This window comes from Micromonospora sp. NBC_00389 (genome assembly GCF_036059255.1).
Taxonomy (GTDB): domain Bacteria; phylum Actinomycetota; class Actinomycetes; order Mycobacteriales; family Micromonosporaceae; genus Micromonospora.
In genome coordinates this window covers 583,332-598,230 of sequence record NZ_CP107947.1, presented here as the reverse complement: position 1 = coordinate 598,230, position 14,899 = coordinate 583,332, and the positions used below count along the sequence as shown (strand labels likewise).

Annotated in this window: 11 protein-coding genes; 5 read left to right on the top strand and 6 right to left on the bottom strand. The window is 73.0% G+C overall.

The window, feature by feature from the left end:
• Positions 1-84 precede the first annotated feature (84 nt).
• Complete coding sequence (locus tag OG470_RS02820) at positions 85-1,266, bottom strand: ABC transporter substrate-binding protein (protein ID WP_328420452.1); 1,182 nt, start codon at positions 1,264-1,266, stop codon at positions 85-87.
• A gap of 445 nt (positions 1,267-1,711) precedes the next feature.
• Between OG470_RS02820 and OG470_RS02815 the strand changes: the two genes are divergently transcribed.
• From OG470_RS02815 to OG470_RS02800, 4 genes are all read left to right on the top strand, one after another.
• Positions 1,712-4,816: a sensor histidine kinase gene (locus OG470_RS02815; protein WP_328420450.1), complete on the top strand. Its 3,105-nt coding sequence runs from the start codon at positions 1,712-1,714 to the stop codon at positions 4,814-4,816.
• Positions 4,813-5,220, top strand: a complete 408-nt coding sequence (locus OG470_RS02810; RefSeq protein WP_007465177.1) for a roadblock/LC7 domain-containing protein — start codon at positions 4,813-4,815, stop codon at positions 5,218-5,220. Before OG470_RS02815 ends, OG470_RS02810 begins: the two co-directional genes overlap by 4 nt.
• 90 nt (positions 5,221-5,310) lie before the next feature.
• Positions 5,311-5,676: a DUF742 domain-containing protein gene (locus OG470_RS02805; RefSeq protein WP_328420448.1), complete on the top strand. Its 366-nt coding sequence runs from the start codon at positions 5,311-5,313 to the stop codon at positions 5,674-5,676.
• Complete coding sequence (locus OG470_RS02800) at positions 5,657-6,280, top strand: GTP-binding protein (protein ID WP_328420446.1); 624 nt, start codon at positions 5,657-5,659, stop codon at positions 6,278-6,280. The genes OG470_RS02805 and OG470_RS02800 overlap by 20 nt, the downstream gene beginning before the upstream one ends.
• A gap of 42 nt (positions 6,281-6,322) precedes the next feature.
• On the opposite strand, the gene OG470_RS02795 is transcribed toward OG470_RS02800, so the two are convergent.
• The 5 genes from OG470_RS02795 to OG470_RS02775 are packed head-to-tail and all read right to left on the bottom strand — an operon-like array spanning position 6,323 to position 13,920.
• Positions 6,323-7,411, bottom strand: coding sequence for a uroporphyrinogen-III synthase (locus tag OG470_RS02795; protein ID WP_328420445.1), 1,089 nt, complete (start codon positions 7,409-7,411; stop codon positions 6,323-6,325).
• Positions 7,411-7,758, bottom strand: coding sequence for a nitrite reductase small subunit NirD (gene nirD, locus OG470_RS02790; RefSeq protein WP_328420443.1), 348 nt, complete (start codon positions 7,756-7,758; stop codon positions 7,411-7,413). The genes OG470_RS02795 and nirD overlap by 1 nt, the downstream gene beginning before the upstream one ends.
• Positions 7,755-10,268 (bottom strand): nitrite reductase large subunit NirB, encoded by a 2,514-nt coding sequence (gene nirB, locus OG470_RS02785; RefSeq protein ID WP_328420441.1) that lies wholly within the window; start codon positions 10,266-10,268, stop codon positions 7,755-7,757. Before nirB ends, nirD begins: the two co-directional genes overlap by 4 nt.
• The gene (locus OG470_RS02780) at positions 10,265-11,704 is read right to left on the bottom strand and encodes an FAD-dependent oxidoreductase (protein WP_328420439.1); all 1,440 of its coding nucleotides are present in this window, start codon (positions 11,702-11,704) and stop codon (positions 10,265-10,267) included. Before OG470_RS02780 ends, nirB begins: the two co-directional genes overlap by 4 nt.
• Positions 11,701-13,920: a molybdopterin oxidoreductase family protein gene (locus tag OG470_RS02775; protein ID WP_328420437.1), complete on the bottom strand. Its 2,220-nt coding sequence runs from the start codon at positions 13,918-13,920 to the stop codon at positions 11,701-11,703. Before OG470_RS02775 ends, OG470_RS02780 begins: the two co-directional genes overlap by 4 nt.
• 220 nt (positions 13,921-14,140) lie before the next feature.
• Between OG470_RS02775 and OG470_RS02770 the strand changes: the two genes are divergently transcribed.
• The gene (locus OG470_RS02770) at positions 14,141-14,866 is read left to right on the top strand and encodes a class I SAM-dependent methyltransferase (RefSeq protein ID WP_328420435.1); all 726 of its coding nucleotides are present in this window, start codon (positions 14,141-14,143) and stop codon (positions 14,864-14,866) included.
• Positions 14,867-14,899 lie beyond the last annotated feature (33 nt).

Sequence of the window (14,899 nt, the reverse complement as noted above, 5' to 3'; positions counted from 1 at the left end):
CGAGCCGGATACGGCAGGGCCACACCGCCCTTCGACGCCCGAGAGCGTCGGAGAACGGTGTGGCCCTTTGGCTTTGAGTCGGCCTCAGCCCGCCAGCCGCCACCGGCCGTTGCGGGCAACCAGCGTGGTGAGCGCCTGCGGCATCAGCCCGGAGTGGTTGTCCGGCGTCATCCGGATCGGGCCGGAGAGACCGTCCATCTGGGACGTTTCCAGCACGTCGCGGAGGCCGTCGCGGTCCACCTTCCCGACCGGACCGCCGGCACGCAGCTCGGCATCGGCGATCAGCTGGACCGCGTCGGCGGCGAAGGACGAGGACCCGTTGTACCCGCCGAATCGCGCGGTGTAGTCCTGGAACCACTGCCGCCGGGCCGCCTTGGCCGGTGTGGTGGCGATCACGTCATCGATCACCATGGTCTGCGTGAAGATCAGCGTGGCGCGCTCGGTGGCCTGGGCCGCCGCGCCGAGGAAGAGGTCGCCGGCCGCGCCCGCGTCGAAGAAGAGCGACCCACGGAAGGCGGCCTGCTGGGCGCTGGTGGCGGCGAGCGTCGCCTGCTCCGGCGGGGTCCAGATGACCAGCGCGTCGGGCTTTTCCTCGGCGAGCCGTCCGACCTGCTGACCGACCTCGGTGTCGGTGGTCTTCACCGACTCCTCGCCGACCGGCTTGATATTGGCCTTGGTCAGTTCGCGGCGGAGCGCGACGGCGCCCTCCCGGCCGTAGTCATCGTCGGTGTAGAGCAGACCCACCTTGCGGATGTTCTTGCGGCGCAGTTCTGTGGTGAGCGCGGAGGCGCTGTCCACGGCGTTCGGGCCCAGCTTGAACATGTAGCGCCGCTCGGCGGCGGGGCTGGCGATCGTCCCGGAAGCGGCGAGGGCAATGGTGGGGATTTTCTTCTCGTTGATGGTCCCGACCGCGCCGACCGCGCATTCGTTGCAGCCACCCATGATGATGGCGCTGACCCGGGAATCGCTGCTGAAGTCGACGACGTTGCGCAGTGACTCGGCGGCGTCGGAACGGTTGTCCTTCACCTTCAGCTCGATCTTCCGGTCGTTCAGTGCTCCGGAGGAGTTCAACTGGTCCCTCTTGAGTTCCAGCGCGCGCTGGTATGCCCGCCCGACGGGGGCGGCGGCGCCGGAGAGTTCGAGGTCCGCGGCGATCACGATCGGACTCGTGTCCTGCTCTGCCTCGCCGAACTGGCAGCCGGTGAGCGTGGTGGCCATTACGGCCGATGCGAGCGCCGCGATGGTCGCGGAGCGGATGGGGCTCAACTCAGTCCTCCAGGTGCGGGCGCGGGCGCTGCCCGGTCACCGCCGCTAATCCGTCCTCAGTAGAGGGACGGGATCGGTCTGCCGTACGGTGTGACGCGAAGCCTGCAAAACCTTGCCAATGGCCGGCGCTGTGGTCAAGCGCGGACCCTGGTTGCACTTTCGGGACGACCATCCCACATGCTGGGGTAACGCAATGTTTGCAAAAGCTCACTTTGCATACACGCGTGACCACTCTGGAGTCACATGCCCTGTTCAGGGGCTTGCGGAAATGAAGGTATCAGTTGACCGGATCACGGGTTGCGCGCCGTCCGACCGTTTCCTGCCTCACTGCGGCTTCCCAAACAGGATCTTCTCTGATGAAATCGCGGCCGTGCCGCGCGTGGTCCCCTCCGCCTACGGCACGGCTCGGCGGGTCAGGCGGGGAAGAAACGACGGAGGCGATGTCGTGAGCACCGGACCGACGACCCTGCCCGCGCTCGGCGACAGCGCTCGGCCCTCGCGCCGACGGTTGCCGAGACTGCGTGACGCCCGGATCCGGTCCAAGCTGGCGCTGATCCTGGTCGTCCCGGTGGCGGCAGTGATCGCGCTGGCCACGGTCCGGCTGATCTCGGTTGGCGAGGGCGCCCTCGACGCCACTCGGGCGCGGTCACTCACCGCACTCTCCATCGACGTCAGCGCGCTGACGCAGGACCTCCACTCCGAGCGGATGGCCGCGGCGGCCTACCTGGCCACCCCGCAGCAGCCGGCCGACTCGTACAACCTGCGGGTCCGCCAGACGCAGCAGCGGGTGGACGAGTACCGCACCGAGCGGGGCCGGATCGGCGAGGTGCCGGCGGCGCTGCGGGGCCGGCTGGCGGCCATCGACGACCATCTGGCCACCCTGGACGCCACCCGTCAGGAGGTGCTCGACCGTCGGCAGATGGCCGTCGCCGAGGCAGTGCTGCGCTACGGCGTCATCCTCACCGACCTGGTCGCTTACGGCGACGGGCTGGCCCAGCTGCCTGGCGAGGAGAGCCTGTCGGACAGCCGCCGGGCGGTCGCCGCCTTCGCGCGGGCCAAGGCGTCCGTCGCCGAGGAGCAGGCGGTCGCCTTCACCGCGCTGACCGCCGGCCAGCTCGACTCGGAGCAGTTCTCCTCCTTCGTGGCCACGCTGACCAGCCAACAGGAGGCCCTGGTCTCCTTCTCGCTCGCCGCTGACCCGGTGCAGCGGTCCCTGGTCAACAGCACCGTCTCCGGTGACGCGGTCGGCCTGGCCGACCGGGTGGCCACCGACATCACCCGCTCGGTGGGGCGGCGCTCGCTGGTCGGCGTGCAGGACGCCACCGCCGCCATCGGCGCGGTCAACGACCTGATGCGCTGGGCCGAGGTCCAACTGCAGAACCGGCTGTTCGAGCAGGCCGACCAGGCGCGCTCGGACGTCATCCAGCAGGCCGTGGTCGAGTCGGTGCTGGTGCTGCTGACCCTGTTCATCGCCGTGTCGCTGGCCGTGGTGCTGGCCCGGTCGCTGAACCACTCGCTGCGACGGCTGCGTGAGGGCGCGCTCTCGGTGGCCAACCACGACCTGCCCGACGCGGTCAAGCGGCTGCAGAACATGGGCAGCGTGGGCGACGGCGGGGTGGAGGAGATCGTCCGGCAGGTCCGGGACCCGATCCAGCTCACCAACCGCGACGAGGTCGGTCAGGTGGCGTTGGCATTCAACGTCGTGCACCGGGAGGCGGTACGGGTCGCGGCTGAGCAGGCCGCGCTGCGTACCAGCGTCTCGGCGATGTTCCTCAACCTGGCCCGCCGTAGTCAGAGCCTGGTCGACAAGATGATCGGTGAGCTGGACGCGATCGAGCGCGGCGAGGAGGACCCGAAGCGGCTGGCACAGCTCTTCGAGCTGGACCACCTGGCCACGCGGATGCGCCGCAACGACGAGAACCTGCTGGTCCTGGCCGGCGCCGACTCCGCCGTACCGCGTCGCGACGACGCGCTGGTGGTGGACGTGCTGCGCGCCGCCCAGTCCGAGGTGGAGCTGTACAACCGGATCGAGTTCGGCACCGTCGACACCGACATCTCGGTCGCCGCGCACGCGGTCAACGACGTCGTGCGGCTCGTCGCTGAGCTGCTCGACAACGCCACCCGGTTCTCGCCGCCGAACACCACGGTGGTCGCCGACGGTCGCCGGATCCGCGACTACGTGCTGATCCAGATCGAGGACCGGGGGCTCGGCCTCAGCGACGAGCAGCTCGACTCACTCAACCGGCGACTGGCCGCGCCACCGAGCGTGGACGTCGCCGCGTTCCGGCTGATGGGTCTGGCAGTGGTGAGCCGGCTCGCCTCCCGCTACAGCATCCGGGTGGAGCTGCGCCGCAACGTCGAGGGCGGCACAGTCGCTCAGGTGACGCTGCCCGCCGCCACCGTGGTGCTGCCCGCCAACCGGGGCCGCGACCAGGTGCTCACCCGGCCACGCCAGCCAATGGCGGTCGAGCAGGCGCCGCTCACCCCGGCCGGCCACAGCGAGCCGTTCGCCGGCGCCACCACCGCGGCAGCGACGCTGCCCGACCAGTGGCGGACCAGCGCGCCGGCGCCGGCACAGTGGCAGTCCCCGCTGGATGCGCGGGACACCGCCCCGGCCGTGCAGGCCGGTAGCTTCAGCGGAGCGAACACGGCCGCGCCGGCCCGGCCGGCGTACAGCAACACCACGGGTGCCTCGGTGGGCAGCCCGACCGTGGCCTACCCGACGATCGACCCGCTGCCCCGGCGCGGCTCCGCGGCGGACGCCACCGACGGGCGGAGCGCTCCGGTGCTGCCGGTCGGGCCGGTCGCCGGCCCCGGCGCGGTCGCACCGCCGGCCACGCTGCCGGCGCCGGCCGCACCGATCAGCACCCGGCCGGAGTTCCCCGCCGAGGCGCCGATCTTCCGGGAGATGGAGGCGGTCTGGTTCCGGTCGCACGGCGACGACGCCACCGCGATCTTCACCCGACCGAAGTTCGACTCGCCGCCGGCCACCGTCAGCGCCGGGTCGGCCGATGCGGGTCTGCGCACGGGCAACGGCGGCTATCCGGCAACCGCGTCCGCGCCGGCCGCGGCACCGGCCCGACCGCCGCTGCCCACCCGTACCCCGGGCAGTTCCAACGCCGACGGTCTCGGGCCGTCGGGCACCGCGAGCATCAACGGGTTCGACACGGGTGGAGCCGGCACGGCGCCGCCGTCGTACAACCCTCCGCCGGCCGCCCGAACGGCGCCATCCGCGCCCGCCGGTCCGAGCACGCCCGCCAGGCCGGCCACGGACCCGGACGCCTGGCGGACGGCGGCGGACGAGGGCTGGTCCCGGGCCAGCCGGGCCGCCGAGCCGGCCCCGGCCGGAACAACGCGCTCCGGGCTGCCCAAGCGGGTGCCGCAGGCGCAGCTCGTGCCGGGCGGTATCGAACCGAAGAGCGGCCGGGATCGCAGCCGGCGGACCCCCGATGAAGTACGCGGCCTGTTGTCGGCCTACCACCGCGGCGTACAGCGCGGCCGGACGGCCGGTACGGACCTGAACAGCACCTCGACCAAGGAGAGCCGATGAACAGGCCAGCTGCCATGCAGGACATGGGTTGGCTGCTCACCAACTTCGCCGACAGCGTGGCGGGCATCGCCCACGTGGTGGCGGTGTCCGCCGACGGGCTGCTGCTCGCCTCTTCCCGGGATCTGCCCGGGGACCGGGCGGACCAGCTCGCCGCGATCACCTCCGGCGTGGTGAGCCTGACCGAGGGCGCGGCCCGGATGTTCAGCGCGGGCGGGGTGTTGCAGACCGTCATCGAGATGGACAGCGGCTACCTCTTCCTCATGTCGATCAGCGACGGCTCGTCGATGGCCGTGCTGGCCGCGCGTAGCTGCGACGTGGGCCAGGTGGGCTACGAGATGGCGCTGCTGGTCGAACGGGTGGGTGCCGCGCTGGTGCCGCTGCCACGGGATGCGGTGCGCTCGTAGCGACTAGACACGGCGCGCGGCCCGCGTGCCGGACCAGGGACGGGAGGCGGTGTGGACCGGCTCCGCAGGGGGACGAGGAGGTGATCGGGGATGGACCAACGACGCGCTGACCCGCGCGGCGCTCTGGTGCGTCCGTACGCGGTCACCCGTGGTCGTACCGAGCCCCGGCAGGACATCGCTCTCGAGGCGGTCCTCACGGCTTCTCCCACCCAGGTCGCCGAGTCCCGCTTCGCCGGGCATGACAAGCACCGCATCGCCACGGTCTGTGAAGGCCGGGCACAGTCGCTGGCGGAGATCGCCGCGTACACCCGGATGCCGCTGGGCGTCGCCCGGGTGTTGGTCGCCGACATGGTGACCGAGAGCCTGCTGACGTTACACACTGCTGCTCCCGCCGAGGGATTCGAGGAGCGAATGGAACTGCTTGGAAGGGTGCTAAGTGGACTTCGCAGGCTATGACCCCGCTGGGGGGCGGCAGAGCCGGGGAATCGTCTCCGCGAAGATCGTCGTCGCGGGCGGCTTCGGCGTCGGCAAGACGACACTCGTCGGTTCGATCTCCGAGATCACACCGCTGACCACCGAGGCGGTGATGACCGCGGCCGGTGTCGGCATCGACGACCCGTCCAAGGTGCCGGGCAAGGAGACCACCACGGTCGCCATGGACTTCGGCCGTATCACCATGGCCCAGGACCTGATCCTGTACCTCTTCGGCACACCCGGCCAGACCCGGTTCTGGTTCATGTGGGACGAGATCATCCGGGGTGCGGTGGGTGCCGCCGTGCTGGTGGACACCCGCCGGATCACCGATGCGTTCGCCCCGCTGGACTACTTCGAGAACCGCAACCTGCCGTACGTGGTGGCGCTGAACCGGTTCGACGGCGCTCCCCAGTACGACCTGGACGAGGTCCGCGAGGCACTGGCCATCTCGCCGCACGTGCCGCTGGTGATGACCGACGCCCGGCACCGGGAGTCGGTCAAGCAGGTGCTGGTGACGGTGGTCGAGCACGCCATGCTCCGGCTCCAGTCCGAGCAGGGTCGAGGCTTCCCCACGCCGGTCGGCTGACCCGAGGCGGCCGGCCGGTCCGTTCCGGCCGGCCGCGACGCGTCAGTCGACCCGGAGCCGGTAGCCGCGCTTGACCACGGTCTGCACCACGCGGGGAGCGCGCAGGGCGGCCCGGAGCCGGGCCACGGCCATCTCCACCGCGTGCTCGTCCGCGCCACGGGGCAGGGCCCGCAGCAGCGCCGTGCGCGACAGCACCCGGCCGGGCGACTGGGCCAGCGCCCGCAGCACCGCCATCGGGGCAGGGGCGAGCGGGCGCAGCTCGCCGTCGATCACCGCGGCGTGCCCGCGCAGGGTGAGCAGGTGCCCATCGGCCTTGAACGTCATGGTTCGGCGGGGCAGTTCTTCGACGATGGTCCGTACCAGCGCGCCCAACCGGGCCCGGCTGGGCGCGCAGACCGGCACCCCGCGCCGCAGCAGCGGCTCGGCGGTGACCGCGCCGACGCAACTGGCCAGTACGTCCTTGTGAAACGCGGACACCATTGCGTCGGTGCGGTCCCCGGCCGCCCGCAGCAGCGCCTCGGCCGCCGGCGCCGAGGTGAACGTCACCGCGTCCACCAGCCGGCCGGCGATCAGGTCGATCAGTCGGTGCAGCGGCGCCGGGTCGGTCGGCGGGGCCCAGCGGTAGACCGGCACCTCGATGACCGTGGCACCGGCCGCCTCCAGCGCGAGCGTGCACTCCGGCTGCCGCTCGCCGTGCAGCTGCATGGCGATCACCTGCCCGGCCACGCCGCGCCGGCGCAGGTGGTCGACCACCTCGTCGCAGCTCTCCGAGGCAGGCGACCACTGATCGTGCAGCCCTGCGGCCCGGACCGCACCGCGTGCCTTGGGGCCCCGGGCGACCACGTACGAGCTGGCCAGGACCGAGCGCAGCGACTCGGCCAGCCCCCAGCCCTCGGCCGCCTCCAGCCACCCACGCATGCCGATGCCGGTGTTGGCCATCAGGATGTCCGGTGGCTGGTCCAGGCAGGCCCGGGTCGCCTCGCGCAGCTCGGTGTCGTCGGACAGCGGCACGATCCGCAGCGCCGGGGCGAGCACCACCCGGGCGCCTCGCCGTTCGAGCAGCGCGGCCAGCTCGTCGCGCCGCCGGTCGGCGGTCACCCCGATGGTGAAGCCGGCCAGTTCCTCCCGCATCAGCCCTCCTGTCGCAGCCGCACTTCGACCAGCCCGCCGCGGCAGCGCGCGTCGTGCCGGGTCACGGCCACCCCGGGCAGGTCGAGGCAGTGCCCGGTGCGGAGGTCGTACACCTGCTTGTGCAGCGGCGAGGCGATCGTCGGCACCCCTCTGCGGCTGCCCACGATGCCCCGGGACAGCACGTACGCCCCGGAGACCGGATCGCGGTTGTCGATCGCGAACAGCCCGTCCGCGGTCCGGAAGAGGGCGACCTGCACCCCGTCGACCAGGGCGGCGACCCCCCGGTCCGGTTCCAGCCGGTCGAGGGGGCAGACCGGGGCCCAGCCCAGCGTGGTGGCGTGGTTCATCGCCGCACCTCCGGCAGGCCCAGCGCGACCGGCTGGGGTCGGGTCGGGGTGTGGCCGCCCGCCGGCACCGGCTGGCCGCGTTCCCGCGCGAAGGTGATCGACGGGTCGGGTACCTCGGGAGCATTGACGAAGGAGGTGTAGCGGCGCAGCCGATCCGGGTCGTTCAGCACGTCGCGCCACTCGTCGGAGTACGACGCCACGTGCCGGGCCATTGCCGCGTCCAGTTCGGCGCAGAGGCCCAGCGAGTCGTCCACGATCACCGAGCGCAGGTGGTCCAGGCCGCCGTCCATCGCCTCGATCCAGCCGGCCGTGCGCTGCAGTCGGTCGCCGGTGCGGATGTAATAGATCAAGAATCTGTCGATCAGCGAAATCAGCGCTTCCGTCGACAGGTCGGTGGCGAACAAATCGGCGTGCCGGGGCCGGAAGCCACCGTTGCCACCGACGTAGAGATTCCAGCCGCTTTCGGTGGCGATGATGCCGAAGTCCTTGCTACGTGCCTCGGCGCACTCCCGAGCGCAGCCGGAGACCGCTGACTTGATCTTGTGCGGGGCGCGCAACCCCCGATAGCGCAGCTCCAGCGCCACGGCCAACCCCACCGAGTCCTGCACCCCGTACCGGCACCAGGTCTCTCCGACGCAGGACTTCACTGTGCGCAGCGCCTTGCCGTACGCGTGGCCGGACTCGAAGCCGGCGTCCACCAGCCGCCGCCAGATCTGCGGCAACTGCTCCACCCGCGCCCCGAACAGGTCGATCCGCTGCCCGCCGGTGATCTTCGTGTAGAGCTGGAAGTCCCGGGCGACCTCACCGATCACGATCAGCTTTTCGGGGGTGATCTCGCCGCCGGGGATCCGGGGCACCACCGAGTAGCTGCCGTCGCGTTGCAGGTTGGCCAGGAAGTGGTCGTTGGTGTCCTGCAACGACGCCTGCTCCCCGTCGAGCACGTGCCCGGCGCCCAGCGAGGCGAGGATCGAAGCCACCACCGGCTTGCAGATGTCGCAGCCGCGCCCCCGACCGTGCTCGGCGACCAGCCGGGAGAAGGTGCGGATGCCGCGCACCCGGACGATCTCGAACAGCTCCCGCCGGCTGACGTCGAAGTGCTCGCAGAGCGCGGTGGACTGCGCCACCCCGGCCGCGTCCAGGAGTTGCTTCAGCGTCGGCACGCAGGAGCCACAGCTGGTGCCGGCCCTGGTGCACGCCTTCAACGCCGGTACGTCCGCGCAGCCGCCGGCGATGGCGGCGTCCACGTCGCTCCGGGTCACCGCGTTGCAGGAGCAGACCTGGGCGGCGGCGGGCAGCGCGCCCGCGTCCGCGCCGCCGCCGTCCGGGGCGAGCAGCGCCAGCGGCGCGGCCGGCAGCGGACCACCCACGCTCGCCCGCAGCGTCGGGTACGCGTTGGCGTCGCCGACCAGCACCCCGCCGAGCAGGGTGTGCGCGTCGTCGGAGAGGACCAGCTTCGCGTAGACCCGGGTGGCCGGGTCGGTGAACGTGACGTCCAGGCAGCCCGGGGTCGTGCCGTGCGCGTCGCCGAACGAGGCCACGTCGACGCCGAGCAGCTTCAGCTTGGTCGCGCTGTCCGCGCCCGGGAAGGTCGCCGCGCCGCCCACCAGCCGGTCGGCCACCACCTCGGCCGTCGCGTATCCCGGTGCGACCAGGCCGTGGCAGGTGCCGTCGACCGCCGCGCACTCGCCGACCGCCCAGATCCGCTCGTCGGCGGTGCGGCAGGTCGCGTCGACCAGCACCCCGCCGCGCGGACCCAGTGGCAGGCCGGCGGCTCGGGCCAGCTCGTCCCGGGGCCGGATGCCGGCGGCCACCACCACCAGATCGGCGTCGATATCAGCACCGTCGGAGAGCCCCAGGGCGGCAACGGCGCCGTCCGGGCCGGGCCGGATCGCGGTGGTGGCGACCCCTAGGTGGGTCCGCACGCCCAGCTCCTCGACGTAGCGGCGGAGCATCGCACCGCCGGCCTGGTCCACCTGCACCGGCATCAACCGGGGCGCGAACTCGACCACGTCGGTGCTCAGGCCGAGCAGCCGCAGGGCGTTCGCCGCCTCCAGCCCGAGCAGCCCGCCGCCGATCACCGCGCCGGCCCGCCGGCCTCGGGCGTACGCCTGGATCGCCGCCAGGTCGTCCAGGGTCCGGTAGACGAAGACTCCGGGCAGCTCCGTGCCGGGCACCGGCGGCACGAACGGGTAGGACCCGGTGGCCAGTACCAGCATGTCGTAGCGGTACTCGCCGGTGGCGGTGGTCACCACCCGCCGGCTCCGGTCGATGGCGGTGGCGGGCTCACCGAGACGCAGCCGCACCCCGTCGTGCGGGGTGTGCAGGTTGAGCTCACTCTCGCTCACCCCGTCGAAGAACGCCGAGAGCCGCACCCGGTCGTACGCCGGACGTCGCTCCTCGCCCAGCACGGTCACCCGCCAGCGCCCCTGCGGGTCACGGGCGCGCAGCGCGTCAACGAAGCGCTGCCCGACCATCCCATTGCCGATGACGACCAGGTCACCGCCGCTCATCGCGTCACCTCCACCGATTCCGCCTCGGCCAGCCAGTCGACGATCCCGCCCACCGCGTCCCGGCATCCGCCGCAGCCGGTGCCGGCTCGGGTCGCCGCCGCCACCGCGCCGGCCGTCCGGGCCCCGGAGCGCCAACTGCGCACCAGCGCGCCCTTGGTCACCGTGTTGCACTGGCAGACGGTGGCCGCGTCCGGCATCAGCGCCGGTGACGCGGCCGGCGCCGCACCGGTCGCGCCGAGCGACCGGCCCAACAGCAGCGTCCGCCGGTCGGCCGGCACCGGGTGACCGCGGTCGAAGAGCTGGATCACCGTGCCGACCGCCGGGTTGTCACCGAGCAGGATCGCGCCGATCAGTCGCTCGTCCCGGATCCGCAACCGGGCATACGTGCCCCGGGTCGGGTCCGTGAAGGTCAGCTCCTCGCCCGGCCCGCCACCCACCGCGTCGCCCATCGCGGCCAGGTCGATCCCGGCCGCCTTGAGTCGGGTCACCACAGGCCGTGGCCGGTACCGGGCCAGCGGGTCCGCCCCGGTCAGCACATCGGCGAGCACCCGGGCCTGGGCCCAGGCGGGTGCGACCAGTCCGGTGAGCGCGCCGTCGTGCTCGGCGCAGTCGCCGATCGCCGAGATGCGCCGGTCGCTGGTGCGCAGCCGGTCGTCCACCACCACGCCGCGTCGCAGGGTCAACCCGGCGGCCTCGGCGAGGGCGGTGTCCGGGCGTACCCCGCAGGAGAGCACCAGGAGGTCGGCGCGCAGCGATCGGCCGTCGGCCAGGTCGAGGCGTACGCCGTCGGCGTCCGCGGCCACGCCGGTCGCCGGCACCGCGAGCTGAATGGTGACGCCGAGACCGGCGAGCGTGCCGGCGAGCACGGCGCCGGCCGCCGGGTCGAGCTGCCGTTCCATCAGGTGCCCGGTCGGGTGCACCACGGTTGTGGCCAGCCCGCGCGTGGCGAGCCCTCGGGCGGCCTCCAGGCCGAGCAGCCCGCCGCCGAGCACGAGTGCGCTGTGCGCGCCGTCCGCCGCGGCGAGGATCCGCCGGCAGTCGTCCAGGGTGCGGAACGGGACCACCCGCTCCGGTAGGTCGCCCGGGTCGAGGCCGGGCAGTGGCGGCACCACCGCCCGGCTGCCGGTGGCCAGCACCAGGTGGTCGTAGGAGATCCGTTCGCCGTGCGCGGTGCGGACCTCCCGGGCGGACCGGTCCACCGCGGTCACCGGTACGCCGATGCGCAGGTCGACGCCGTGCACGGCGGTCTCGGTCAGCTCCACGTCCGGCTCGCCGATCCGACCTGCCAGCAGTGTGGAGAGCATGATTCGGTTGTACGCGCGGTGCGGCTCCGCCCCGAGCACGGTGACCTTCCGGTCCCCTTCCCGGACGCGTAGCTCGCCGGCCAGCCGGGCGCCCGCCATCCCGTTGCCGACGATCACCACTCGGGCGGTCATGCCTTCTCCACCCTGACCGCGCAGATCTTGAACTCGGGCATCCCGGAGATCGGGTCCACCGCGTCGTTGGTCACTGAGTTGGCGCGGGCCACCCCGGCCCAGTGGAACGGGGCGAAGACGGTGTCTGGTCGGATCCCCGCGCTGAGCCGGGCCGGAGCGAGCATCTCGCCTCGGCGCGACGTGACCCGCACCGGGTCGCCGTCGTCGATGCCCAGCCGGGCGGCCAGGTCGGGATGCAGCTCGACGAACGCCTCGGGCGCGGCGCGGCGCAGCGCGGCCACCCGGCGGGTCTGGGTGCCGGACTGGTACTGGGCCAGCACCCGGCCGGTGGTGAAGTGCAGCGGGTAGGTGGCGCAGACCTCCTCGGCGGCCGGCCGGTGGTCGACGGGGTGGAACCGGGCCCGGCCGTCCGGGGTGGCGAACCGGTCGGTGAAGAGCCGTGGCGTGTCCGGCCCATCCTCGGCCGGGCAGGGCCAGTAGACGCCGTCAGCGGCGTCGATCCGGGCCCAGCTGATGCCGGCGTAGTCGGCGGCCCCGCCAGCGGAGGCGCGGCGCAGCTCGGCGAAGACGGCGGCCGGGTCGGCCGGGAACCGAGCCGCCGCGATGGCGTCCGGTGGGGCATCGGGTCCCCCCGCGGCCGGCCCGATGGCCGCGGGTCGGCTCCGCACCTCGGTTGTCGGGTCAGCCGCGCCGGGAGCCGCCGGGTCGGCAGCGGCCAGCCGGACCGCGAGGTCGGAGATGATGGCCAGGTCGGTCCGGACGCCCGGTGGCGGCGGGCGTAACGCGCGCCGACGCAGCACACGACCCTCCAGGTTGGTCATCGTGCCGTCTTCCTCGGCCCACTGCGCGACGGGCAGCACCACGTCGGCCAGCGCGGCCGTCTCGGAGAGCAGCAGGTCGGCGACGACCAGCAGGTCGAGGTCGCGCAGCCGGCGCTCGATCCGGGCCGCCCGGGGCGCGGAGACCACCGGGTTCGAGCCGAACACCAGTAGCGCGCGGGGACCGTCGGGAGTGCCGAGGGAGTCGAGCAGTTGGTAGGCGGGCACACCCGGGCCGGGCAGCTCGTCGGCCGGTACCCCCCAGACCCCGGCCACGTGCTCCCGGGCCACCGGGTCGTCGATCCGCCGGTAGCCGGGGAGCTGGTCGGCCTTCTGCCCGTGCTCCCGCCCGCCCTGGCCGTTGCCCTGGCCGGTGAGGCAGCCGTACCCCGAGCCGGTCCGGCCGGGCAGGCCCAGGGCAAGCGCCAGGTTCACGTACGCGGTGACCGTGTCCACTCCCTTGGCATGCTGTTCGGCACCGCGCGCGGTCAGGATGATCACTCGCCCGCCGGTGCCCAGCGCCCGGGCGGTCGCCTCCAGGTCGGCCACCGGCACCCCGGAGAGCTGCTCCGCGCGGGCCGGCCACCAGGCGGCGACACTGCGACGGACCACCTCGAAGCCGGTGGTCCGCTCGGCCACGTAGGTCTGGTCGATCCAGCCCTCGATGAGCGCGATGTGCAGCAGCGCGTTGGCCACCGCGAGGTCGGTGCCGGGCAACGGTTGCAGGTGCAGATCGGCCAGGCGGGCGGTGGCGGTGACCCGGGGGTCCACGACGATCAGCCGGCCACCGTTACGGCGCTGCTCGGTGAGCCAGCGCACCAGCGGCGGCATGGTCTCCGCCGGGTTCGCGCCGACCAGCAGCAGGGTGTCGGCCTGGCCCAGGTCGGCCAGTGGGAACGGCAGCCCCCGATCGACGCCGAAGGCGCGCAGGCCGGCAGCCGCCGCCGAAGACATGCAGAACCGTCCGTTGTAGTCGATGTGCCGGGTGCGCAGTGCGATGCGGGCGAACTTCCCCAACGCGTACGCCTTCTCGTTGGTCAGGCCACCGCCACCGAAGACGGCGACCGCGTCCCGGCCGGCGCCGTCCTGGACGGTGCGGATGCCGGCGACGACCCGATCCAGCGCGGCGTCCCAACTGGCCGGGCGCAGCTCGCCGGTGGCCGGGTCGCGCAGCAGCGGGGTGGTCAGCCGCTCCGGGTGGTCGAGCAGGTCGGCGGCGGTCCAGCCCTTCTGGCAGAGCCCGCCCCGGTTGGTGGGGAACTGGCGGGGGTGCACCGTCACCCCGTCGTCGTCCTGGCGCAGCACCATGCCGCACTGGAGCGCGCAGTACGGGCAGTGTGTCGCCACCTCTCGGGGCGTCCGCCCCGGGCGAGTTGCCGACCGCGCACCGTCTGTCATGTCGGGAAAGCGTGCCGCCGGGCGGTTTCCGGTCCGGGTCTCTTCTGTTTCGGTCCTGTCAAGTGGGGCTCACACCGCACAGGGGCAGCGGACGTGACGGGTGGGTGGTGTCCGTCGGCCTGCTGTCCGCCAGCCGTGGCCTGCGCCGTCCGCGTCTCACCGTGCGGTCGGTGCTACGCCAGTCACGCGGTTCGTGTCTAACATATGGGAAGGTTTTCTCATGGAATGGGAGAGTGCGATGAGCGTGGCGGACGCCTTCGACGCGGTTGCCGGCAGCTACGACGAGGCACGCAGGCGACTGGTGCCCTGCTTCGACGCCTTCTACGGCACCGCCGTCCAGGTGGCCGCTCCACCCCTGCGCGCCGCACTGGCCGCCGGGCGTGCCCCGGAGGTGCTGGATCTGGGCGCCGGCACCGGCCTGCTCTCGCTCCTGCTCGCCGAGGCGGTGCCGGGGGTGCGGCTGACCCTGGTGGACGCCGCGCCGGCGATGCTCGCCCGCGCCGCCGACCAGTTGAACGCCCGGTCCATACCGCACCGGACGGTCCGGGCCGGCCTGGCCGACCCGCTACCGGCCGGTCGGTACGACGCGGTGGTCAGCGCGCTGGCGATCCACCACCTGGACGACGCCGACAAGCGTGCGCTCTACCGGCGGGCCTCCGCCGCGCTGGTGCCCGGCGGGGTGTTCGTCAACGCCGAGCAGGTGGCCGGCCCGACCCCGGCCCTGGACCGGCGCTACGACGAGGTGTGGACGGCACGGATCACCGAGTTGGGCTCGCCCCCCGAGGAGATCGCCGCCGCCCGGGAGCGGATGCGGCACGACCGGCCGACGACGGTCGCCGAGCAGTGCCAGTGGCTCGCCGAGGCAGGCCTGGTCGACGTCGACTGCTACTTCAAGGAATGGCGCTTCGCGGTGTTCGGCGGCCGGGCTGCCGAGTCGACCCGGTGAGGGCCGGAATGTGCGTTTCGACGACCGGGGGTG